The following is a 24,615-nucleotide window of genomic DNA, read 5'->3' as shown; positions in this document are numbered from 1 at the left end:
ACTCCGTTTGACAAGCAACAACATCAAAAAGTTATGGCTGAACCACAATTCATATCAAACATCGTTTAATAGACATAAAAACACTCTCCAGTGGAGAAAATGAATCTTTGACTACATGCTACTTCACGGGTTTAACAAACGGGAAAGAAAGCACCCCGCGAATCTGGGTCTGCGCCATGAGCATCGCCAAGCGATCAATGCCGATGCCCAACCCGCCCGTCGGGACAAGCCCGGTCTCAAGGGCATACAGAAAATCCTCATCAATCTGCATGGCCTCCGGGTCTCCCGCGGCAGCCTTGAGAGACTGCTCGGTCAGGCGGCGGCGCTGTTCTAAAGCATCCGTCATCTCGGAATAGGCGGTTCCCATCTCCATACCGTTAATCACCAGATCCCAGCGTTCGACCAGATGCGGCTTGGTGCGATGCGCACCCGCCAGGGGAGAGGTCTCCACCGGAAAATCCGTATAAAACGTGGGGAACACGGTCTTCGCCTCAACCAGCTCGCCGTAAAGCTCCTCAAGAATGGCGCCCGCGCCCATGTCATCACGCACATGAATCTGATGCTCATGCGCCAGCTCAAGCAAAGTCTCAAAATCTGTTTCACTCGAAATATCGCGCCGCAGCGCACGCGAAAGGGCCTCGCATACCGAAACTGCCCGCCACTCACCCGAGACATCGGTGAGAGTACGCTCGGTACTGCCCTTCTCGCCCAGCGGAAGTACCTCAGAACCATAGACGGCCCGGGCAGCGTTCTTGATGAGCGTTTCAGTAAGCTTGCGCATGACCGTGTAATCTGCGTAAGGCTTATAAGCCTCCAACACCGTGAACTCCGGGTTATGGGTGGCATCCGCGCCTTCGTTGCGAAAATCCCGCCCTAATTCATAAACAGCGCCCAAACCGCCAACTACCAGGCGTTTAAGATACAGCTCGGGCGCTATGCGAAGCGTCAGATCCGCGCCATAGGCGTTAATAAAGGTTTTGAAGGGGCGCGCTCTCGCACCGCCATGAATAGTATTCAGAATCGGGGTCTCAACCTCGGTGAACCCTGCATCATCGAGCGTGCGGCGGATGGCAGTGATCAGTGAGGAGCGCATCCGAAGGTTTTCAAGCTGCTGCGGATGCACCAACAGGTCGGTCGAGCGTTTGCGGATGCGCGCCTCCGGATCATTCAACGCTCCGTACGGAATGGGGTGCAGACACTTCGCCGCCATCTGCCAGCCGTGCACAATGACAGATGCAGTACCGGTGCGGCTAGCCCCCGCCGTGCCGGTCACGAGCAGAATATCACCCGTATCGACAGCGGACTTGAGAAGCCGAAACTCGCGCTCACTTACGAGGCTGCGCTCGGCAATAATCTGTACCTGTTTGCCTTCCTCAGACAGGGTCAGGAAGATAACCCCGCCGTGGTTGCGGATAAACCGCACCCTGCCCGATACAGTAAACTCCCCGCTTGGAAGCGTATGGCCGCTCAGCCCATCGTGCACCTGCACCGTCGAATACTCGCACGTGACTCCCAGCGGGTACGGGTTCATACCGGCATCCCGAAGTGTCTGAAGGTGACGAATACGGTGCTTGGTCTGATCACTGAAGCGGTGTTCGGGGGCCTGCGCCTCGCTTGGACGCACGCGCTCAATCTCGTGCACTCGCGCGATCTGGTCTTCGGTCAGGCGGTGCACTTCATGGCGCTGTTTACGTGCCGAAAAATCGGGCAGGAAGCCCTCGGCAACCCCGGCCGCCGCCGCAACGTTCAGGAAAGCCAGCGTCGGTTCCGCAACCATATAGCGCGGCATCCACTCCGGGGCGAACTTGAGGTTGAAACGGTACAGTCTCTCCAACTGAAGGAACCTGTCTAAAACCCCCAGCGATCGGGAGGCGAACCTGCTCCAAGCATTGGCACCGAACTGATCTGCGTTCTCATACACATGGCGGAACATAGCAAAGTTCAGTGAAACACGCGTGATGCCGTAGTCGGGGGCATCCTCCATAAGCTGGGCAACCATATATTCCACGATGCCGTTGGGGCTGTCGGGGGAGCGGCGCATCACATCCAGCGATATGCCGGTGCGGCCCCACGGCACGAATGAGAGGAGGGCAACCATTGTGCCAGCAGAATCATGCGCTGAAACAAGCAGATTGCGACCATCTGCGGGGTCTGAGAGCCTGTTGAGCGCCATCGAGAACCCGCGCTCAACCTTGCCGTGACGCCAAGCGTTCACGTTATTTTCCACCTCGTGCAGCTGCTCGGGTGAAAGCTCACGATGCCTGCAGATTTTCAGTGTGTAACCGGCCTTACGCACCCGCTGGTGGGCGTGGCGTACCTCTGTAAGCGAGGTATTGTTCAGGCTAAAACGTGAGATCTCTAGAATGGCTTCGTCCCCCATGCGGATTATGCCCAGTCCCCGGCGTGCGAAGGCTCTGGCGCCGTCTTCGCTCACGCTGATGGCGGCAGGAATCCACCCGTAGCGGCGCACTTGGTGCATCCACCGGTCGATTGCGGAACCCCAGGACGCCGGATCGCCCACCGGGTCGCTGGAGGCCAAACATACAGAACCCACTTGCCTGTAGGTGACAGCGGCGCGCATATCCGCCGAGAAAATCACCTGCTTATCGCGGCGTGTTGCAAAGTACGAGAGTGAATCGTTCCCGCCATATTCCTGTAAAAGTTCGCGCAGGCGCAATTCCCGATCGGGGGTCCAGGTATTAGGGACACGGTACCCCCGCACCACCACATACACCGCGATCAGTGCAAAAATTCCATAGAACACGGATGCTGCCCCCACCACCGTGGCACCCGGGTTTGCACCCTTGAGTTCGGGAAAACTATCGAGCCCTAACCCCTGCTTGAGCAGGTGGGGAACCGTAACTCCCGGCACGTGATGCCCAAAATACCAGGCCAGCAGGGTTGTCACCGTTAGCCCGCCGAGGAAGACCATGCTCGCCAATACCCATGAAATTCGGCCTATATGCGCCGGGAAGGCAGAGCGTGCCAGGATGAGAAGCGGAATGAAGATAGCCGCCACGATAATAGCCACGGTGTCGAGTGTGGAGGAGAAAAATTCTTCGCTTGGCATCACGTTATCGGGGAAGAAGAGCAGAAGCGCGCTTCGTGTCCCGATGAGGATGCCGATGACCTGAAAGAAGATGACGGCGTAGAGGGCGGCCCGTTTACGGGTAATCAGCGCGGATGTCATGACCACCATGATGACTGCGCTCACCAGCGTATGACTTGATGGGATGTTAAGCAGGCTCGCGGTGATTTCCCACCAGGTGAACCCGTGGCCCCTGCGAAGCGGGGAAATAATCCAGGTGAAAAGCGTCAGAATTGTCGCGATTGAGTAGATACCGATAACCCAGCGGGCGATGATTTCCGCATAGCGTGATGTCGTGTGATGGGCTTCTGCGCCCCGTTTCTGATGTGCCATAAACCGTTCTCCACCAATCACTCGGTACTTTTCATTCTACGGACATACCGTGTGTATGCGCAGAACCTGAAGACGTAAGACAGCGCACCTTTGGGGTGGAGGTTGAAAGCGCTGCCAGGGGTTGCCGTGCAGGGGTGCTTTGAATGCCATATGGCATACGCGGTAGACTCGCCGATATCGATATATTCCAAAAATAGAATATATCTGAAAGGGTGCAGCATGGTTAGAGGTGTTGGGTTGGATGTTTAGAAAAAAGCTCTCAAACCTGCGAAATATCAACTATATTCTGGAATGAGAATATAAAAATCCGGTGGTGATTCTTAGGGGTGTCACCACCGGATTCTTAACGCTTGGGCAAGGTACTTACCAATACTCCGCCGCAAAACACAGTCTGGCTAAGACTGTGATTTACGCTGCTGGAACACATCCGGAATACCATCCATATCGGCATCTACGCTCTCCTTTTCCGCCAGCAAACGGTAGTGCTTATTGCGGCGGGAGAGAATCAGAGCACCCAGAATTGCGGCGGTTACCGAACCACAGAGAATAGCGATCTTGGCATCTTCACCGTGCGGTGATCCACCGGAGAAGGAAAGCTCTGCCACCAGAAGCGACACGGTAAAGCCGATACCGCCGGTAACCGCAAGGCCTATGACGTCAATCCACTGCACATCCGGGTCTAGGTTGGCGTGCCTGAACCTGGTAACCAGCCAGGTGGTTCCCGTAATACCGATGGTCTTGCCGCAGACTAGGGCGAACACAATACCCAGGGAGACTGAGTCGGTGAGGGCTCGCCCAAGACCCTCAAAACCGCCCACAGCAACACCGGCGCTAAAGAAGGCGAAGACTGGCACGCAGATACCCGTGGAAAGCGGGCGGAAACGATGCTCGAAAACCTCGGCGAGACCCGCATCCGCACCCGCAGCTTCGGTACGTTTATTGAATTTAACCGGAACGCAGAAACCAAGCACCACGCCAGCAATGGTTGCGTGAATACCGGATTCAAGGAAAAGCGCCCACGTGATAAAGCCCAGGGGCAGAAGCAGAATCCACGCCGCGGCGGGCTTGAGGTGCAGCATTTTTTCGCCACGATAGGCGATAAAGGCGAACAGTGAGATAGGGATGATCGCAAGGAGCAGGTATTCGCCGTGGAAGGTGCCGGTGTAGAAGATTGCAATAATGCAGATAGCGATCAGGTCATCAACCACTGCCAGGGTAAGAAGGAAGATGCGCATTGCCGAGGGCAGGAACGTTCCCACGCCCGCAAGTACGGCAACCGCGAAGGCAATATCGGTTGCCGTGGGAATAGCCCAGCCATGTATAGCGGTGGGGCTGCTGAAGTTGATAGCGGTGTAGATGATGGCGGGGGTAATCACGCCGCCAAAGGCTGCTGCGATGGGAACGATCGCGGTTGCCGGTGATTTGAGGTCACCGATCGCGAACTCTTTTTTGAGTTCAAGACCGGTCAGGAAGAAGAATATTGCCAAGAGACCGTCTGCCGCCCAGGTGCCTATCTTCATGTGAAGGTGGTGAAATCCTGGAACTTCGGGACCTATAACGGTATCGCGCACCCCAAAATAAATATCTGCCAGTGGGGTATTGGCAAGAACTACCGCGAGAACGGTCGCCACCAGCAGGATGCTGCCGCCCACGGACTCCGTGCGCAAAATATCTGCAACTCGCTTAGAGTTGCTGTAGGATCCGCGGCTGAAAACTGTATTTTCTGAATTCGGTGTCTGTGATTGGGTCATATTCTCTGTAGTTATCCTCCGGATAGGAATAATTCTTACTATTCTAACGCTCCTACCTAGGAGATGGTATTTTTTGCTTCTAAAGGTATAAATATACTTAACCAATATATGCCCTTTTGGGCATATATTCTATAACGTAAGCGAAATTTCAGGGTCAATATAAATATTCTCGCCCCTGCCGTAATATCGACTCGGAGCGAGAATATAAAAATTATGCAATTATGAGGTGTGAGATACTTTAGGAACCTGCAACGGCAGGAGCGGAGCTGTCTTCGCCATGCGACTCATCGAGCTCACGAGCCACATAGTTTTCGATGTCGAAGAGATTTCCGTTTGCACGCTTCACGATGGTGACGAGAGTTTCCATCGATGCAACTTCCTCAACCTGTTCCTTCAGGAACCAGAGGATGAACTGCTCACCCAGAGCATAGTTTTCGTTGCGCGCTGCAGAGAAAAGAGCCTCGATCTGACCGGTGACTTCCTTTTCCTGCGCCAGGGAAAGATCCACGATCTCCTGAACATCCTTAAAATCATTCTTGACGCTCGGAACTGCTGGAATCTCAACCTTGTGGCCGCGATCCAGCTTGTACTGAACCATCATGAGGGCGTGCCCACGCTCCTCCAAAGACTGGCGGTAGAAGTAACGCGCCAACTGGGGAAGGTCCTCACCATCAAGCCAAATCGCCATTGAAAGGTATTGGTGGGATGCGGCAAACTCGTGACCGATCTGTTCGTTGAGCAGATCGTAGAAGGACTTAGACATAACTTTTCTCTCCTTGAAATTAGGGTGTGTGTTCTATTCGCGTAGGGTACAGTGCAACGCTGTCGAACCCATCATAGAGGGCCAAATCAGCACTGTATAGAGAGAAAAGGCTAATCTGGAGGCTTATTTAGGGGTTCCTGAGCTCGGTCTATCACACCACAACAGAACCGTTATGATGTGCTCGCAAGCCTCGGAAAATCCGGGTGTATTCGTTCGTGCAGGCTTAGGCGGGGTAACTTCCGCGCCGCAAACTCGACGATGAAATAAGTTTAGAAGGCTTATCGCCCAAGATGCTTTCGCCGATATTAGCTAAAGCACGCACCTGATCTTCCGTGAGGTGGTCGAAAATCTCGTGACGTACCTGTGCTACGTGACCGGGTGCCGCATCCTGAAGCTTCTGCAAACCCTGAGGAAGCAGATGGCAAATGCTGACACGGCGGTCTTCGGCGCTGAGTGACCGGGACACGTACCCGTCTTTCTCCAGTCTGGCGACCACGCGCGAAAGACGCGCCGGCAGAGTGTTTGTGACCAGTGCCAGCTGCGTCATTGTCAACTCGTGATCCTCTGACTCTGAGAGTCCAACAAGTACCATGTACTCGACATAGCTCAAATCGGCATCCTGCTGAAGCTGATTATCGAGCTGCCGTGTGAGGTTGAAGATGATCGAGCTGATAAACAGCCATCCCTCACGTTCTTCTTCATTTAGCCATTTGGGCTCCGCCTTCTCTGGAAGATCGCCAGAGACGGTGGTTGCTTGTTTGGGCATGAGTGTTCCTCCTCGCACCTCCAGCTTTTAAACTGAGCGCATATATAAGGTGTGTAAAGTTCATTGTACTTGTTAAGACAGCAAACCCTCAGATATTGCTCAAAACTTGGTATGTCTTTCCTTAAAGTACACACTGACGGCACAAATTTGTCCGAAATACGTCACACCATTGTCGGCGTGTCTTCGACAATTTGCCCGGGAAATAGCGCTTCCCGAATGAAATCATTGTAATGATTACCTGTAAAAAATACTTGATAATTCAAGGTTTTACACGTAAAGAAGGTAAAATTTTGAGGCTACTTAGGTAGTACTCGCCAGGAATATTACAAAATGATTAAAAAAATTTGGGAAAAAATACCATTTGGGTTTGCACATGATAAATAAGCGTGTACACTGGTATGCATAACGGGGTCGAAAAAGAAGCCCGCGGGGCGAGACCGGAAGCTCAAACCGACAGGGTTCGACTCTCTATTTATCGGTGATTGTCGTCGGTGTGCAGGTAACCTGCATTTCTACCGGCGGTTGTGCGGTGCGGGTACTGTTCGTGGTTGGGCGGTCCCCGCGCCGTTCTTTTTAAGAATACCCTAAGCACCCCGCCCACACTAGCAAGAATGCCTCATAGGTGGGCAAGCGCACATCAAAAAGATTATGCGGTGTCTACCTCTCTAATCCCCCGATATTTCGGGGGTTTTCTATTAATTTTTTCCCCCGACGGTCACGGTCTAGGGGGATTTTTCATGCCTTTCTGCACGGCGTGGTGCATGGTGGCTTATACGGATTGTGGGCAGCACGCTAGACCCATACCTTAATTACCCCAGCAGAGTAGGATGCGCCCGGCGTGTCGCGTTCCTACGCATTCTGACGTTCACAGGGTGAAGGCACCTCTCTCACGACGCGGAACGACAGGGGCAACGTATGTGTGTTCTAAGGGAGGGGAGCGGCTGATATGACCCGCATGAACTCTTCTCAGGGCTTTATCCACAGTACTTTTCCACAGTGTGGAGAACTTACATGACTGTTATTAGGGAATCTGGCTCACACACGCATCACGCCCACTGTGTCTTAGAACGCGCCCGTTAATCCGTGCAAATACACGAAAAAACTCTGAGATGAAAATTTTCGGTGGACGCATCCAGAAATTTGAGGATATCGAGACAAGTTTTAAACAGATACTTTCCACACCTGTGGAAAACTTTGTGAACAATTTCCACCGGTCATTATCCACAGAATAGGTTGTGCATTATGCACACACTAAATTTTGCTTGTGAAAACTATATGCGGTACTAGCACGTGAGTTTTTATGGGCGAAAAGACGCTAAAACACAGCGAACACGGTAAAAATTACACGTAACATAACGACACTAATTTTCGGCTTTTGGCGTCATAAATCGTCCCTATCTATGCGCGATAGAGAATATCATTATGGGTTATCCACAAAGTTTATCCACAGCGTGGATAACTTACATACCTGTTATTTGCGGGTCTGGACCCCGCAAAAATCCGGCAAATACTCCGAAATCGTGATGAATTTGAAATAAAATCCACGGGTTTATCCACCCCTGTGGAAAACTTTCTCCACCCTATGCACAGCATCCCCGCACAATGCCCAGAACCCACTGAACTCGCAGGCAAACGCTGGTACTCTTGTAACGACGCCATCTTCTGATTGAAAGGGCATACACTATGGCTGAAAAGTACACTCTTCCCGAGCTCCCCTACGACTACGCGGCGCTCGAACCCCACATCTCCGCAAAGATCATGGAGCTGCACCACGATAAGCACCACGCAGCCTATGTTGCAGGCGCGAACGCTGCACTAGAGCAGCTTGAGGAAGCACGCGCAAACGGCTCCTACGGCAACGTTTCCAAGCTGTCCAAGGATCTTGCCTTCAACCTGGGTGGTCACACCAACCACTCGATCTTCTGGAAGAACCTTTCCCCCGAGGGCGGCGACAAGCCCACCGGCGAGCTCGCAGCGGCTATCGACGAGTTCTTCGGCTCCTTCGACAAGTTCCGTGAGCACTTCACCAACGTTGCCCTCACCATTCAGGGCTCCGGCTGGGCAATTCTCGCCTGGGACACCGTGGGCAAGCGCCTCATCATTGAGCAGCTGTACGACCAGCAGGGCAACATCTCGGTTGCACTGATTCCCGTTCTGCAGCTGGATATGTGGGAGCACGCCTTCTACCTGGACTACCAGAACGTGAAGGGCGACTACGTGAAGGCATTCTGGAACATCGTGAACTGGGCAGACGTCGCTGAGCGCTTCGCACGCGCAGTGTCGCAGACCAAGGGTCTGGTGCTTCCCGAGTAGTCCTTAAGAATTAACGATGCGCTCGCACTCAGGGCGTATCGTATACGGGCGGGTGCCCGGCGCCTCTTCTAACGAAGGCGCCGGGCACCCGCTTTGCGCTATAGAACTCACGGGTTAGTGGCTACACGGTGACGAGGTGGTATACAGAACCGCGATGCCCTGAGTGTGCTCGCTGTTCCGCTATACCTCGTTTGACCAATTTGGGCAGTGCATACCGAACCTGCCGTGCGGTTAACTGGGTATCTTCTACGAGATCGGCGACCGTAGCGGGCTTCTGCGCTAAGGCAGAATACACCTGTGATTCTGTGGCGGATAGTTCCTGCGGTACGTCAACATGCTGGGAAGACTGTGCCGCCCGTCGATCCCGTGTGGACTGTGCATCGTCCGTGGAGCGGTAAATGATAACGCGTACCTGAATACCTTCATCAAGGATGCGCGCCTCGCGCAAACCAGCATTGCGTAAGGCCTGCTGTGCCGCCAAAATACCGCCGCCTTCTCCCTCAATGAGCCGGCGACCGTCGCTGAGACGAATATTCTGGCAGATAGCGTACAGTGCCTCATTCACAGCCGCAGGGCGGTGCACAAGACCGACCTGACTAGGTAAGATACCCCAAAAACCACCGGGGCTGATGATCTCAACACGGCCACGCTTGATAAAAATCTGCACGAACTTGCCCGAAGCATCCTGCTCATAACTGCGGTGCACAAGGGCATTCGCCACGAATTCGCGCAGAGCCACCAGAGGAATTTCGGGCTCATCCACCAGACCCGCCCCGTCAGGGGTTGTTACGGTGCGGTTTTTGAGATTACGCACAAGCCAGGCAAGCGCATCTTCAAGCATGGCAGGAATAGGGCCTTCGCCCCGAAAACGGTCATCATTACGGGCTGTACCGCTCATAGACACTACGCCGATAATACTTGCCCCAGAATAAAACTGCTGCGGATAATCCCCCAGAGCACATAATCCGGCCAAGGTTAAATTGTTCTGCGCGGCGGCGAGAACATTGCGTTTGTGCAGAATTCCCTGGTCAGAGTCATGCCGCAAACGTGCTGAGGAGAGGCGAACCTGACGCAAAAAGTCCTCAGTGTACGGCTCATCTAAATCTTTGATGGACGTTCCAGGAATATTTCGTAGGTCATTCTGTGGTTTATGGCGTTGGGCATACATAAGGCTTAGCGCGTAACTATCCATCGGGTAGTCACCGTCTCCGAGGCGTTGATACGCCACATTACCTTTAAAGCAGGGGCGTTCCTGTACCGGTAACCCTGGAACAGATACGATGAGCACCTGATGATCGCCCAGAACCATATCGGTGGTTTCTACCGCGATTTTTGGTTTGAGATTCTGCGCGGCGTCAATAATTTTTGCTCGTAAATCTTCAAGATCGTAAACCCCCACGGAGGCAAAATCTTGGGATTCGTCCACGCCGCATATGATGGTGCCGCCGTCAGGAAGGTTGGCAAAGCTACAGATAGTCTCAGCAATGGACGATGGGTAACCGTTATGCGCCGACTTCACCTCAACGGTCAGGCTATCCCGACCGAGGAGGCGTAGCTCATTCAGAGTTTGTGTCACTTCTTCAGGCGTATACATGTAAATATTGTAACTCTGAGAGTGACAATATGAGTGTCTGACCGGGCTGAAAGTTACAAATCTGGTGATTTTGGGTGACAAAATGTAACTTTCAGATGGGTTTTTGTCACTTTGGCATGAAAAACGCGAGAGAACGTGACAAAGATGTAACTCTCGATGGCAATTGTGTAACTTTCACCGAGGAGTCAACCGGGTCCCCTTTGAACTTTGCGGACTTCCGAAGAGCACACAACTCGCGGGATGCTTTCGCAAGTGTAAAAGCGGGAGCGGGTAAAACTGGGGTGGACCGATGTTCGCTAAGCCGCGCCTAGTTCTTGTGCGAGAAGTGCCATTTTGCGGCCGCGACCCCAACGGTAATCCCCGATCACGCCGCTCTCACGAATCACTCGGTGGCAAGGAATAATCATGGCAACCGGATTGTGCCCCACAGCGGTTCCCACGGCACGCGCGGCACGCGGGCGACCAATACTCTCAGCCACAGACCCATAACTTTGCACGGCACCCTGCGGAATATTCAAAAGCGCACGCCACACCTGCACCTGAAACGGCGTACCCTTCAAATGCAGGGCGATGCGCTTCCCACCGCCCCCGAAAATACTCAACGCCTGCTCGTGAAAAGGATGCTCACCCTCATGCAGCTGAGCGTTCGGGTATTCGGCGCGCAGGTTCGTAAGAGCCGCATCCGGGTTATCGGCGAAGGCCATATGACATATGCCTTTATCCGTTGCGGCGATCAGCACCGTGCCGAAAGGAGACGCGGCGTAACGCCAGACGATGCGCAGGTTCGCCCCGCCGTTCTTATACTCGCCGGGGGTCATGCCCTCAATGGTGACGAACGCATCGTGCAGGCGTCCCGTGCCGCTGAACCCGCTCGACCAGGCCGCATCGAGCGTGCTCTGCTGCCCAGCGAGCGCCGCCTTCGCCCGTTCAAGGCTGATATGCTGCAGCATTTTCTTGGGGCTCACCCCCGCCCACTGCTGGAACTGCCGCTGCAGGTATTCGGGGCTCACATGAACCGCTTGGGATACCTGCGCGAGCGTGGGCTGATCTGCGGCGTGGTCATATAGGTACTCAATAGCGGCGGCTATGCGCCCGAACTGGACGGTTTGCTCGATCGGGTCTGTGATGCTCAAAGATTCTCCTAGTTCAAGGTCTTAACACTAGAGAATACGGATGTTCCGGACGGAAAACGACCCGATTCTTGACCTTGTGCGCGGGAGGCGTAGAAACGGGAATATTCTCATCGCTCCCGAATAAAAAACTGTTCCCGGATTGGTGGGGGTGGCTGAAGCGACCGAGTAATCACCCCGTCTGTGAGGCGAAAAGCCGGGCGAAATAGGAGTCGCGCGCCATCAACTCGGTGTAAGTGCCGGATTCGACGATTGCGCCCGCATCCATCACATAAATATGGTCGGCGTGGCGGAGGGTCCAGGCGCGATGCGAGACCAGAATCGTCATGTGATCCGCCGCAATCTCGCGCAGAGAGGCGAAAATATCTTCCTCCGTTTCGGCATCAATCGCGCTGGTGGGTTCGTCCAGAATCCACAGGGCGGTATTGCGCAGAATCAGACGTGCCAGCGCGAGCCGCTGCCATTGCCCGCCCGATAGCCCAACGCCGCCCCACTGCTCACCCAGCTGTGTGTCTAAACCGGCAGGCAGAGCCCGCACGAACTCGGCGGCGCGGGCTTTGTTGAGCGCATCCCACAGCTGCTCGTCAGTTGCGGAGCGCCCGGAAATCCCCATGAGGAGGTTCTGCCGAACCGTCAGTTCGTAGCGTCCAAAATCTTGGGTGAGAATAGTTGCCAGCCGGTGCCGTTCGGCGGAATCGAGAGTATCCACCGGGGTGTTGTTGAAAAGAACACGCCCCTCGTGAGCGGCAAGCATGCCCAGAATCCCATGTATTAGCGTGGTCTTGCCCGCACCGTTTGCCCCCACGAGTGCGATTGTTTGACCGCGCTCAATCTCGAAGGATACCCCGCGCACCACGGGTTTTTCAGCGTTGGGGTAGGTGATGGAAAGGTTCTCGATGCACACGCGGCTAAGCGGTGCATCAAGAGTGGTGACCACTTTGCGAGACGGGTTTTCGGAGCCTTCCAGGAACTCTCGATACCGTGTAATTCCGTTAGCCCCGGCGCCGAGCGAGCTCATATCGTGACTCGCTGCAGCCAGCGACATCATGGCGGAAAGTGCGCCCACTATTGCACCAGAGATGATACCCGCGCTCGCCCCGGAGGACACCAGAAAACCTAGCGCACCCACCAGGAATACCGCGCACATTACCCCCGATATTACCTGCAAACGCAGGGCATATGCGGTAAGTTTCACCTCTTCGTCAGCGGCCAGCCCGCGTTGCCGGTTAGCCCGTGCCGCAAAGAACCAGCCTGCTTTCAGGGTCGAAAGTTCTTCGGCGGTATTCGGGTAGGCTATCTGGTTGGTAGCGTACCAGGCCCGGTGGTTATGCGCATAAATGCTATCCCAGGCCTGCTCGTTGCGCCGTGTGTACAGCCCCGCTACGAACGCCACCGGAATCAGGCAGAGCAGAAGGCATACCGCTGCCGCAGAACTGACGCGAGCCACCATGACGCAGAGCGAACCCACCATAAGAAACGTGAAGAGAAGTACGCCGGTGCTGGTTACTTGGGTGTGCAGGTGGCCGTTGGCGACCGCATCCTGGGCGGCACGCGAGCGCTGCGAAAATGAGCCGCGCGAAATCTGCTCGGGGGTGAGGGAAGCGAGCCTGCAGGCGATCGCCCGGATACCTGTTTGCGCCATACCCGCCCGCAGCGACATATCCAGCGAATTAGACACCTGCTGCAGGGCAAGGTTACCCGCCAGCACGCCCCCGGTTACGCCCGCCCACATGAGTGCAGTGTGCGCATCCCCGGCGCTGAGCGAGTCGGTGATTGCGGCTATGAGGAACATCTGTACGCTGGGCAGAAACGAGAGCACTGTGAGAAGGGTGAACGAGCTGAGTACAAGAATAGGATGCGCCCGCAGCGCATACCGCAGGGCCCAGAGAGTTTGTCTAATCGTTTTTAACACGATGGTGTCCCTTCTTCCGCAGACCCGATGTTTTCCGTGGATCCGGCGCCGTCAGCAACTGACAAGTCCGACGGCGTGTGTTCCGGCGCATCCTCTATCTGTGAGGCGAAAATTTCGGCAAACCGCTCGCCAGCGTCTAATAGTTCGGCGTAGGTTCCCGATTCGACGATGGTTCCGTGATCCACCACATGAATGACATCCGCGTGTTTGAGAGTCCAGGCGCGATGTGAGACCAGAATCGTCATATGATCCGCCGCAACTTTGCGCAGGGTAGCGAAAATCTGCTCCTCGGCGTGAGCATCAATAGCGCTGGTGGGTTCGTCCAGAATCCATAGGGCGGTATTACGCAGGATCAGGCGCGCCAATGCGAGCCGCTGCCATTGCCCGCCCGATAGCCCGACCCCGCCCCACTGCTCACCCAATTGAGTGTCTAAACCGGCGGGTAGGGCGCGAACGAACTCGGCGGCGCGGGATTTATCGAGCGCATCCCAGAGACGCTGATCGGTGGGCGGTTCCTGCCCCTGAGCGTGCGTGCCCAACAGCAGGTTTTCCCGCACGGTCAGCTCATAACGCCCGTAGTCCTGGCTGAGCAGGGTGGCGTGCCTAAAAACCTGTTGCACGCTTAGCGAGTCGACCGGAGTATCGTCGAAGAGCACGCTGCCTGCGGTGGTGGGAGTCAGCCCAAGGATTCCGCGCACCAGCGTAGTTTTCCCCGCGCCACTGGCACCGACCAAAGCGACCATCTGCCCGCGTTTTATATGCAGGTTCACGTGGTGCAGCGTCGGTGTATCCGCCCCGGGATAGGTGACGCTTAGATTGCGTACAGTGAGTTCACGCGGAGAATCACCGGTTGCGGGCGGATTATGATGCGTTGTCTCTGAAGCAAGCACGTAGCGCGGATTATCCACAAACGCGCGGTACTGAGCAATTGACATTGCCCCGTTCGAGACCTGTCCGAAGGCGTAGCCAACATCCTGCGTGGCCGCGATACAGGTGAGCGTGCCCACTAGCGCACCGGCAATCTCGCCCGCGCTCGCCCCGGAGCTAATCAGGCAGTAGAGTGCACCCATCAGCAACACCGAGCAGATGAGCCCGGCGAACCCCACCACGATGCCGCGTACCGCCTCCAGATTGTATTCCCGCCCGGTGGCACGATCTCGTGCCCGCGCCACACTGTTGGCGAAGAAACCACCGGCCCCTAGGGTTGCGATCTCCCGGGCTGTGCTGGGGTGGGTGAGCGCATCCAGAAAGTATGCCTCTTCACGGCGGTCCTCATAAACCTGCCCATAGATACAGTAGTCACGTTTCGCCAGCAGCACCATCGCGGCGGACAGCGGAACCATGCACCCCGCCACAAAGAACGCAGCCGGAAGGCTCGTACCTGCAATTGTTGCGCACAGCAGCAGAACCATCGCCACGGCGGCGATGAGAGTCACCACGGAATTTGCCTGCGTGGGAATCTCCTGCTTCGTAAGAGATTCACGGGCTGCACGAAGATGCTTCTGCATCTCGGGTTCACTCATCACCTCGGGATTCATCCGCGCCAGGGTGGTATTGAGTTTTTGATGCGCGGCGGCATTCACGCGCGCCTTCGTCATGGTGAAGAGCGACATGCTTGCCCGCTGTACCAGAAGGTACGCCGCCACGAGGACACCGATTACCGCGGCCCAGGTGAGCGATGCTGCAGTATCGCCAGAGGCCACCGAACCCACCGCAGCATTCACCAGTACCACCTGCGCGCTCGGCATGAACGTGAGAAGCAGGGTCGTACAAACCGCAGCAAGGAAGGGAATAGGCGCCGTGTGAAGAGTTATACGGAATGCCCACGGGATGGAACGAAGAATGTTTATCATGACATTTCCCCAAGGGTTTTCGCCGAAAGGCTGAGCGTGCGGTCGATGCGGATGCGCTCGCAAAAATCCTCGTCGTGGCTAACGATGATCAGCGCGCCGGTATAGGCATCGAGCGCCTGTACTAGCCAATCCACCGACGAAATATCTAGGTTATTCGTGGGCTCATCCAACAGAAGAAGCTGCGGCACCGGGTCGGTGAGCAGAACCGTCGCCAGCGCGGCACGAAAACGTTCACCCCCGGAAAGCTCCCCAATACGCTGATGCACGCTTTCTCGCCTGAACAGCAGCCGCGCCAGTTGGTCGCGAAGATGCTGTTCGCTCGCCCCCGGGTTCGCCCGCTGCACGGTTTCAAGGAGGGTGCGTTCAGGGTCAAGCGTGATGCGCTGCGGCAGATACGCGGCGTTGCCCAGGCGGTAGAGCACCCGGTAAGCGGGCGGCACGGGGGAGCGGTAGTCGGGGTCATTCGCGTGCGCTATTGCTTTGAGAAGCACGGTCTTGCCGCTGCCGTTTGCTCCCGTGATGCGCATATGTTCGGGTCCGGTCAGGATAAGAGCTTCGGGAAAGTCTTGGTCGCGGGACGGATAATCAACTTCATAAGGTTGTGTTTCATGTGAAACAATATTTTGGGTGTGTGCATTCTTAAAATCGGCACTCTGTTGCGCAGACACGTAAAATCCCTTATCCACCTGCTGTAATTCCAGCACCTTCCGCCCTGCCGGGAGTGCATCCTGAGCAAGTTCCAGGTAGATACGCTCCTGCACGCGCAGGTTCTCTTGGGCTTCACTAACTGCCGCACGCGCATCCGCCACCATACTTTCGTGTGCCGCGCGAAGTTTCCCTGCGGAGCGCTCTGAACTGTTCTTATCCAGGCCCATCGCCAGGCCAGGTTTACGCTTCGACCGCTCAAAATCGCGGCCTCGGCGGGCGTTGCGATCGAGCTTAATCTGGTTCTCGATGCGCTCGCGCTCAGCCTTGCGCGCCTCATTTTTCGCATCACTCACGCGGCGATGCGCGGCGCTCTCCTCGGCCTTCCACGCCGCCCGGTAGGTGTCGTAGTTTCCCTCATATATGCGCAGATGCGCCCGCCCCTCACGGTCGGCGTGCAGCTCGGCGATCGCGTTCATATGCGCGAGCAGATCGCGGTCGTGGCTGATGATGAGCGCCGGGCAGGTGAGGGTCTCAAGTGCCGCGAAAAGCCGATTCTTCGCGGCGGAATCCAGGTTATTCGTGGGCTCATCCAGCAGAATAAACTCGGGGTTCGAGCGCAGAAGCGCGGCGAGGGCGGCAGTGACCGTCTGACCGCCCGAAAAGGTGCTAAGGGGGCGCACCAGAAGGTCGCGAATGGCGTGCGGGTCGGCGGCATCCGTGGTGAGCGCAGGACTAAAACCGTACTCGGCAAGGGTCGCTAGAGTGCGCTCTTCAATATCCCAGGCGTCGTCGATGGTGTCATAAAGGCTGGGGGAGTAGTCGCCCGATTCCAGCGCATCAAGCGCTCGCAGAATTTTTGTAATTCCAAAAATATCGGCAAGATGCTGATGCTCGCTCAACCCCAAATCTTGCGGCAGATACGCTATGCGCGGCGGGGCGCTGATTGTGCCGTGACTAGGCTTTATCTCGCCAAGAATAAGCCTGAAGAGGGTAGTTTTTCCGGTGCCGTTATCGCCGATAAGCCCAGTGAGCGGCGCGGAAAATACGGCGGAGAGGTCGGTGAAAAGCGGGGGTTCACCCGGATGCGCATACGAAATATGGTCGAGTGTAATGTGGTGTGGCATGGGCCGAGTTCCTTCGAGTCGGTGCTCGGATCCCCGCCATCGCAGCGCGCGTTAGGTGTGAGGGTATGAAAAAACCCGAGCATGGTGTGTAGATACACGTAAGCCCGGGCGGTGGTATGAGCGCGTAAAAGCACGCTGACCTGGTATTTTGATCCGGGCTATGCTCGGGAGCCGTTCATGTGCTGGTGCCTCCTCGTGTGCCGATGCGCTTCCGTGCGCCTCGGTGCAATAGATAGGAACAATCCGGAATGTGACCCGGATAACCTCTAGTGTAGGGAGTGGCGATAGCGCCTGTCAATCATGGGGCGTATTAATCTTTCGGCTTGCGCGCCACTATCGCCAGGTGGTCGCGGTGCCGCCCGGTGCTGCGGGTGTGAACTTCTTCCACCGTAAACCCGGCCTTCTCGCACAGTGCGGAAAACTCTGGAACGCTCACATAATAGGCGGTTGTCACTGCGTGCGCGAAGGGCAAGCCGTGGTCGCCCAGAAACATCCCCAGAAGAAGGCTTCCTCCCGGAATCAACAGCCGAGAGAACTCGGTGAGTGTGCCGGTAAGGTGAGCTGGTGGCGTGTGAATGAGCGAATACCAGGCGAGAATTCCCGCGAAAGACCCTTCAGTATAGGGCGTGTGTGCCATATCCATGACCTCGAAGCTAAGATTTGGGCCGTCTGAGGCAGCGCGGGCATGGGCAATAAATTCGGGGGTTACATCTATGCCGGTGACGGATCGGTCTGCGGAGGCGAGCAGGCGCGCCCAATGCCCGGGGCCGCATCCGGAATCAAGAATACTGCCTGGCACGGATGCGCCCCACGACTTGATTAGGGCAATATCAGTTGGTTCCATCTGATCGAGCGACCCCAGCGCCCCACAATATTCCGCCGCCCGCACCCCATACCTGCTGCTGACTGTCATTGTTTCCTCACGTGGTGTTTATTGCGCAACGCGATAGGTTGTGTTCCGGTTTCCTTGGCCGCCTTCACGCACAACAAGGGAGAGTACAAAAACGGGAGTGTTTTCTTCATGCGATAGCACTTTACTGCTCTCGCATGAAGAAAACACCCCCGGATTTAGAGTGTCTGAGTATTCCAAGTTTTTGAACGTGGCACCAGTACTCCACGCGATCGAAATAACGACCCCTGAGCGACGCAACTTGCCGCTCCCGGAACTCTTCTAAGACTCGCGGCGTTCGCGGTACATGCCCAGCGGGCCGGCATCCGCATAAGCCTGCGCCGTGTTGTAGCGGTACAGGCGCGGCGGGCGGTGGCGGGTACCTTCAATACGCCGACCGGTATCAATAATCGACTTTGAGGCTGCAATCTGGCGGCGGAAATTCGCGGGATCCAACGGGCGACCGAGAATCGCCTCGTACACCTCACGCAGCTGCGCCAACGTGAACTCATCGCCCAAGAAGGAGTGCGCAATACGCGAATATTCGACCTTATTCTGCAGGCGGTACAGGGCGTACTCCACAATCTCGTTGTGGTCGAAAGCCAGCTCGGGAAGCTCATCTACCGGGAACCAGCGAATATTTTCGTGCACGCGAGTCTGCGAAACCTCAGTCGCCGGGATCGAAGCCCAATAAACCACCGAAACCACGCGCTCATGGTCCGCCCCAGGCGCCGGAACCGGTGTGCCGTTGATGCGCGCCGCACGTGCCTCCGGGGCACGCAAAACATCACCGAACGCATACAGCTGCTCAAGGTACCCAGGCTCAAGACCGGTCGCGCGCTTGAGCGTGTACCCCGCCGCCTGCTCTAGAGACTGCTGGGACTGCAAGGGACCGCCGGGAAGCGCCCACTGTCCCTTATAAGGTTCGCGCAAGCGGCGCACCAGCGGCAGCCAAAGACTTGGGCGCGCACTATTCTTTTTGTGGCGTAATGCAAGAATCACGGTAGAAACCGCTAACGAAACCGAACTGTGGTCGGCCTCGTGTTCTTCGGGGACCTCAGCTGCGTAATGTGGTGATGAGTTCATCCATGACTCCTGTACTTATTTTTGTGTGCCCTATAACCATTTTAAGGGTAAAAACGGCGTTACACGACTTACGGCGCGCGCATCCGACGGATACACGCGCTGCATGGTTGGACTCTTGAGGTAAAGCGGCTAATTCTCGATGTTCAGCTCGCCCATAGCGTCCCAACCGTCACCGTCGATCTGGCGGGAGATAATCTTCGGAGTCTCGCGCAGAGCCGGGCGCATATCGGCTATGGCTTGGGCGAAATGCGCGGAGTTCACATGAGCCGCCGCGCCGTCGTCCTCGAACGCCTCTACCAGCACGAACTCGTTCGGATCCTCAACGCTGCGCGACCACTCAAACCACTTGTTGCCGGGTTCGGCACGGGTTGCCTCGGTGAAGTCGCGGGTTAAATCCAGCCATTTTTCGGCGTATTCGGGCTTGACGGGAAATTTCACAACAATAAAAATCATAACGAATCCTAATACGCAAGATACGGAACACTTCTATTCTTTCACAGGATGCGCTCGCGCGGGCAGAGCTTCGGAGTCACGAGCAGGTTAGATTCCGCCGACAAGGTAGGATTTTCCAACCTCCTCGGACCAAAAACCACCTGCTCGCGGCTAGTCGTGGGGTGTTCACGGGCGTAGGGTTAAAGGTATGACTACTGCACAGATAAAGTTCCTTGAGACGGACCCCGCCATGATCTCCGCCGAAACTACTCTGCGGGCGGCGGCAAGTGATGTGTACGCCCTAATTGCCGACCCCGCCCGCCATACCGAGCTTGACGGCGGCGGTTCGGTGCGCGGGCTGATATCCGGCGACACCCCCGAACTGCGCGAAGGCGATACCTTCACCGAAAAAATGTTCCTGGGCATCCCGTACCGCATGTCTCCCACGGTCGTGCGCGCCGAGAAGAACCAGATCCTCTCCTGGCGCATGCCTGCCGACCACTACTGGACCTGGGAGATCGCAGATAACCACGACGGCACCGTGACCGTGCGTGAAACCTGGGATGCTTCCGAAGCGAAAATTTTTGGGTTTATCCCCGCTGCGCCTGTATTTCGTACGTTTGGTGCGTTCGCGCGTAACCGCCGTAATATTGCGCTGTCGCTGGCGAAACTGCATCGCACCTTCGAGGGGTAGAGGCTGTTTCTTGCCTGCTTCTTACCCGCGAGCAGATAATATTTCGACGAGCAGATAACGGATTGCTATCTTTTCGTCGAAATATTATCTGCTCGCGGTGTTATGCCGATACGAACACTACCGTGCTGCGCGCCTGAGAATGTCGAGCACATCCAGCAGAATATCCCGATCAGCCTTGATGCGTTTGCGCGCCGCCGGGTTCGCCATACCTCCCGCAAACGCCGCACTGTAATACATGCCGTCCCCCAGCAAAAGCACGGTGCGCGCCATCTTATCGTCCCCAATCTCCGCGCGAATCAGCTCATACCACTGCCCCTGAATCTCGTCCATGAGTTCGCGTGCCGCCGGGTTCTTATCCTGCGCCAACCGCGAAAGGGCAACCAGGCATATATCGAATGGGGTGCCCTGAAAGGTTGAGGTGTTGATGTAATAGGCGCTGGCCCCCTCGGGTGCGGCGCGCATCTTCTCAAGGTCTTCGTCTGCGTAGGTGCGGGTGCGGTCTAAAAGCGCCTCAAAGAGTGCCTTTTTCGAGCCGAAATGATAGAGCAGCCCGCCCTTAGAAACTTTCGCTTGGGCGGCGACCGCATCAAGGGTGGCGGCACGTTCACCGGCCTGTACCAGCAGATGTTCATAAGCGTCTAAGATCTGCTCGCGCGAGTTGTTGGCGCGGGTCGCACGGGGTTCGGATGCGCTGGCTGGGGTAGTCATAATCACCATTCTACGGATTAGAAACTTTACCGTCTAGTTGGTATAGTTAGTGTGTCCGTGGTTGCCAGCGTGGCGCATCCTTACTACCCCAAGCAAAGCCTCTAGCAGCAACCCCTCTGCGGGCTATGAGCACTTGCCGCCCGGCGCATCTGCCGCAAGTGCCGAAAACTCCCAGATGCGTGTGAACACAACGATGAACAACTCATACCCCGTCACCGAGGCGCTGCCTATTCACGCGCCCGATCAGAAAATCAAACGGTGGATTGCCCTGACCGTGCTCATGCTGCCGGTGCTGCTTGTCTCGGTCGATAACACCGTGCTCGCATTCGCCGTACCCTCAATCGCGCAGGCGCTCGAACCATCCTCCAGCGAGCAACTCTGGATCGTAGACGCATACTCGCTCGTGCTTGCAGGGCTGCTCGTGCCTATGGGAAGCCTGGGGGACCGCATCGGGCGGCGTAAAATCCTGCTAATCGGCTCCGTCGGGTTCGCGGTTATCTCAGCACTCGCCGCATTCGCGCCCACCGCTCTGCTGCTTGTCATCGCCCGCGCTGTACTTGGGTTCTTCGGCGCCATGCTCATGCCCGCCACGCTCTCACTCATTCGCAACATCTTCCGTGACCCGAAAGAACGCCGCACCGCAATCGCCGTGTGGGCGGCCGGCTTCTCCGCCGGTGCAGCACTCGGTCCCGTCGTGGGCGGATTCCTGCTGAGCCATTTCTGGTGGGGATCGGTGTTCCTCATGGCGGTACCCGTACTCGTACCGTTCCTCGTGCTCGCACCCATGACCGTGCCCGAATCGAAAGACCCAAACCCCGGCCCGCTCGATATGGTGAGCATCCTGCTGATTATGATCGCCATGATCGGCATAACCTTCGGTCTCACCCATATTTCCGAAGCGGGTGTGGATGCGCTCGCGCTCAGTACCGCCCTTATTGGTGCCGTGTTCGGGTTCTTCTTCGTGCGCCGTCAGCTGCGCCGCGGGCGTGCGGGAACCACCCCCATGCTCGATGTTCGGCTCTTCAAAAACACCGTGTTCACCGGTGGGATTTTGGCGAACCTGTTCGCCATGTTCGTAGATGTTGGGTTCCTGCTCTTCGTCTCGCAGCATTTGCAGCTGGTTTCGGGGTACTCTCCCATGCAGGCTGGACTGTTCCTGATTCCCGGGCTGGCGTGCACCATTGTTGCGGGCCTGTACGCCGCTAAGCTCGTTTCGCGGTTCCACCCGGCGGTGATTGTGTCTTCAGGGCTTGCCTTGGGTGCCCTCGGGTACCTGTTTGTGGTGTTCTTCGGTTCGCGCAACGACCTTCTGCTCATGCTTTCCTTCATGTTCTTAGGGTTGAGCGTGGGTGCGGCGCAGACCATCTCGAATGACCTAATTCTTTCCAGCGTTCCAGCGAATAAAGCGGGTGCTGCATCGGCGATTTCTGAGACCGCCTACGAGTTCGGCACCGTGCTGGGTACCGTGGTGATCGGCGGTATGCTGACCGCGATTTACCGTGCACAGGTGACGGTTCCCGCCGGTCTTAATGCGGATGCGGCCCATGCGGCGGGCGAAACCCTCGGCGGCGCGACCGCAGTTGCCGGGCAGCTTCCGTCGGACCTAAGCGCTGAGCTGCTGCATTCGGCGCATGCCGCGTTCGATTCGGGCGTGCTGGTAACCGCGACCTTTAGCGCCGTGCTTCTGGCGGTGCTGTCGGTCTTCACCTACCGGATGCTCCGCTCGGTACCCGCCGAACTGGAGAAAGCAGAGCACTAGACCGAACTCCAGTTTCACTGCTAAAAAGAGCCCTGATGTGAATAAAGTGGCGAAAACACTCTTTATTCACATCAAGGCTCTTTTAGCGCGGAAGTAGGCGCCGGAAAGACCGCAAAAGACGCATAATCTAGGGAATAAAATTTTACGTGGAAACCAAATGAGCGCGGCAGAAAGAAGCTCAGATGTTACGGTAGAAGTACCAGCTTCAGCGAGTAGGTGCCGCGTCAGCTTACGCGTTCTTTGCCGCCGCATACGCGCATTCAGGTTACTAGGATGCGCACAAGGGCAGTCGCTACAGTCGCCGCGCGCCGGGAGGATAACCACGTGGATATTAAAGACTGGATGGCGCCTATGGTCACGCTCGCCATCGGTGCCAGTACCATTTTCATCTCCTATAAAAACTACCAATCACAAACCCAGGCCAAACCCTCGGAACTTGCCCGCTTAGAGCTGTGGAGCAAATTGCTTGCGGAATCGGGAATTGATATTGGCGACCTGCCGCCCGAGGATGAAATTACCGCCGAACAGCGCGAGATCCTTGAAAATTACCGGGTTTTCCTCAAGCGTGCGTCACTCGAATCGAAGCTGCGTAAGGTCGGTATTGAGAATAACCGCCTGTTCAATCTTCTGATGAAGCGCGCGCATTCTCCCGTAAAGCCTACCCCCATCGGGTTTGGCGACTCCATTATTTACTATCGTCTTATTCTGTGGCTTTTCGCATTTATTTGGATTCCGATAGCCACCATTTTCCTGGGTATTCCGGTGCTGATCTCGTTCGGTGCGTATTTGTACCGCATGTTTATAACCCGCAGCGCCGATAACTATGTGGACTATTCAATTCCGGTTGGCTCGCTCGTCATCATCATTATCGGGCTTCTCGCCGTTGGTGTGCTCTGGTATCTGCAAAACAAGATTCGTTCGGCGATTATCGCCAATAACGTGTACTTCTATTTCTGGGACACCTACGGCGCCAAGCGAGGCAGCCGCGATTCCGTGCAGTCATACACCGAGCGGCTGACCGCAAAAACCTACTCTGACCTGCTCTTTATTGGGCAGCACGAGTTCGCACAGCAGTTCCGCGAGAACATGTACATGGCGGGCATTCAAGAGATTGATGAATACCCGCGCGTGCTCAGCGATGTGGGCATGATTCCGCGTAACCACCAGGTGGTTGAGGCGACCGCAGACTACAACTGGCTGGATCGCATTATTAACTGGATGCGTGCCAAGATCGGCATGGAACCGAAGCCTGCACGCGTTATCTACACCCTGGAACGTAAACCGCCGAAGGGTGCGGGGGCAACTGCGACATCCGGGCTTGACGTGCAGCTTCATGAGCTCAAACCGGGCAAAAAGAAGCGTTTTGGGCGCAAGCGCAAGAAGGGTCGGGTGCTTATGCAAGCTGAACCGGCGACGGATGCGGTGCCCCTCTATACCGAGCATCCTGACGATGCGGCGAGTGACGCCTCGGAGGCTGAGTCCGCGGCAGCTTCGCAGCCTCAAGTGGTGAACGGCCCGACTCTGACCGACGAATTGGTTGAGGACCTCAGCACCGGGCAGATTCCGCTGGTTCAGGTTCGCAGAGAGCAGGGGCAGAAGTCGCAGAAGAATGCGGGCGCCGGGGATGCTGGCTCGGCAGAAACGTATGACATAGATAGTGCCGCTGATGGTGCTCGTGCAGATTCCCCGAAGTCGGCATCGGAAGGTTCGTCTGAGTAATACGTGCGTACTTGGATCATAAAAAGGCTCTTTGTTTAAACAAAGAGCCTTTT

At 56.1% G+C, this 24,615-nt stretch carries 17 protein-coding genes; 4 read left to right on the top strand and 13 right to left on the bottom strand.

From position 1 onward, the window contains the following. Window positions 1-118 precede the first annotated feature (118 nt). From lysX to HMPREF2958_RS04110, 4 genes are all read right to left on the bottom strand, one after another. The gene (gene lysX / locus HMPREF2958_RS04125) at window positions 119-3,421 is read right to left on the bottom strand and encodes a bifunctional lysylphosphatidylglycerol synthetase/lysine--tRNA ligase LysX (protein ID WP_083313696.1); all 3,303 of its coding nucleotides are present in this window, start codon (window positions 3,419-3,421) and stop codon (window positions 119-121) included. A 395-nt stretch (window positions 3,422-3,816) separates the two neighbouring features. Beyond that, window positions 3,817-5,172 carry a Na+/H+ antiporter NhaA gene (gene nhaA / locus HMPREF2958_RS04120; RefSeq protein ID WP_070448448.1) on the bottom strand — a complete coding sequence of 452 codons (1,356 nt, stop codon included), beginning with the start codon at window positions 5,170-5,172 and terminating at the stop codon, window positions 3,817-3,819. A 238-nt stretch (window positions 5,173-5,410) separates the two neighbouring features. After that, window positions 5,411-5,935, bottom strand: coding sequence for a ferritin (locus tag HMPREF2958_RS04115; protein ID WP_013398195.1), 525 nt, complete (start codon window positions 5,933-5,935; stop codon window positions 5,411-5,413). 223 nt (window positions 5,936-6,158) lie between these two features. Next, entirely contained in the window at window positions 6,159-6,701 is a 543-nt protein-coding gene (locus HMPREF2958_RS04110) for a MarR family winged helix-turn-helix transcriptional regulator (protein WP_004006328.1), read from the bottom strand. 1,683 nt (window positions 6,702-8,384) lie between these two features. Here HMPREF2958_RS04110 and HMPREF2958_RS04105 point away from each other — a divergent pair. Further along, on the top strand, window positions 8,385-9,014 hold the full coding sequence (locus HMPREF2958_RS04105; RefSeq protein WP_006886979.1) for a superoxide dismutase: 630 nt from the start codon (window positions 8,385-8,387) through the stop codon (window positions 9,012-9,014). A 121-nt stretch (window positions 9,015-9,135) separates the two neighbouring features. On the opposite strand, the gene HMPREF2958_RS04100 is transcribed toward HMPREF2958_RS04105, so the two are convergent. The 8 genes from HMPREF2958_RS04100 to HMPREF2958_RS04065 all read right to left on the bottom strand — a co-directional run bounded on the left by HMPREF2958_RS04100 (window position 9,136) and on the right by HMPREF2958_RS04065 (window position 19,703). Continuing rightward, entirely contained in the window at window positions 9,136-10,590 is a 1,455-nt protein-coding gene (locus HMPREF2958_RS04100) for an ATP-binding protein (RefSeq protein ID WP_246828023.1), read from the bottom strand. Between the two features lie 314 nt (window positions 10,591-10,904). After that, a complete protein-coding gene (locus HMPREF2958_RS04095; RefSeq protein ID WP_083313695.1) occupies window positions 10,905-11,741 on the bottom strand; it encodes a bifunctional transcriptional activator/DNA repair enzyme AdaA in 837 nt (278 codons plus the stop codon). Between the two features lie 169 nt (window positions 11,742-11,910). Further along, window positions 11,911-13,650, bottom strand: a complete 1,740-nt coding sequence (locus HMPREF2958_RS04090) for an ABC transporter ATP-binding protein (RefSeq protein WP_070696868.1) — start codon at window positions 13,648-13,650, stop codon at window positions 11,911-11,913. Then, a complete protein-coding gene (locus HMPREF2958_RS04085; protein WP_070696866.1) occupies window positions 13,644-15,503 on the bottom strand; it encodes an ABC transporter ATP-binding protein in 1,860 nt (619 codons plus the stop codon). Before HMPREF2958_RS04085 ends, HMPREF2958_RS04090 begins: the two co-directional genes overlap by 7 nt. After that, the gene (locus tag HMPREF2958_RS04080; protein WP_070696864.1) at window positions 15,500-17,275 is read right to left on the bottom strand and encodes an ABC-F family ATP-binding cassette domain-containing protein; all 1,776 of its coding nucleotides are present in this window, start codon (window positions 17,273-17,275) and stop codon (window positions 15,500-15,502) included. Before HMPREF2958_RS04080 ends, HMPREF2958_RS04085 begins: the two co-directional genes overlap by 4 nt. A 310-nt stretch (window positions 17,276-17,585) precedes the next feature. Then, the gene (locus tag HMPREF2958_RS04075) at window positions 17,586-18,188 is read right to left on the bottom strand and encodes a class I SAM-dependent methyltransferase (protein WP_070696862.1); all 603 of its coding nucleotides are present in this window, start codon (window positions 18,186-18,188) and stop codon (window positions 17,586-17,588) included. Window positions 18,189-18,446: 258 nt separating this feature from the next. After that, window positions 18,447-19,250, bottom strand: a complete 804-nt coding sequence (locus tag HMPREF2958_RS04070) for an NUDIX hydrolase (protein ID WP_004006338.1) — start codon at window positions 19,248-19,250, stop codon at window positions 18,447-18,449. Window positions 19,251-19,379: 129 nt separating this feature from the next. Beyond that, window positions 19,380-19,703 (bottom strand): putative quinol monooxygenase, encoded by a 324-nt coding sequence (locus HMPREF2958_RS04065; protein WP_070520925.1) that lies wholly within the window; start codon window positions 19,701-19,703, stop codon window positions 19,380-19,382. Window positions 19,704-19,890: 187 nt separating this feature from the next. On the opposite strand from HMPREF2958_RS04065, the gene HMPREF2958_RS04060 reads away from it, so the two are divergent. Next, window positions 19,891-20,376 (top strand): SRPBCC family protein, encoded by a 486-nt coding sequence (locus HMPREF2958_RS04060; RefSeq protein WP_070696861.1) that lies wholly within the window; start codon window positions 19,891-19,893, stop codon window positions 20,374-20,376. A 117-nt stretch (window positions 20,377-20,493) separates the two neighbouring features. Here the strand turns inward: HMPREF2958_RS04060 and HMPREF2958_RS04055 are convergent, their stop codons facing one another. Beyond that, window positions 20,494-21,084: a TetR/AcrR family transcriptional regulator gene (locus HMPREF2958_RS04055; protein ID WP_070696859.1), complete on the bottom strand. Its 591-nt coding sequence runs from the start codon at window positions 21,082-21,084 to the stop codon at window positions 20,494-20,496. A 193-nt stretch (window positions 21,085-21,277) separates the two neighbouring features. Here HMPREF2958_RS04055 and HMPREF2958_RS04050 point away from each other — a divergent pair, with 193 nt between their 5' ends. Both HMPREF2958_RS04050 and HMPREF2958_RS04045 read left to right on the top strand, forming a co-directional pair. After that, entirely contained in the window at window positions 21,278-22,843 is a 1,566-nt protein-coding gene (locus HMPREF2958_RS04050; RefSeq protein WP_070696897.1) for an MFS transporter, read from the top strand. 273 nt (window positions 22,844-23,116) lie between these two features. Then, window positions 23,117-24,562 (top strand): ABC transporter permease, encoded by a 1,446-nt coding sequence (locus tag HMPREF2958_RS04045; protein ID WP_070696857.1) that lies wholly within the window; start codon window positions 23,117-23,119, stop codon window positions 24,560-24,562. Window positions 24,563-24,615 lie beyond the last annotated feature (53 nt).

Source organism: Rothia sp. HMSC036D11 (assembly GCF_001814205.1).
Classification (GTDB): Bacteria; Actinomycetota; Actinomycetes; order Actinomycetales; family Micrococcaceae; genus Rothia; species Rothia dentocariosa.
Note: the sequence above shows the minus strand (reverse complement) of the source record. Positions and strands in the feature narration are given on the sequence as shown.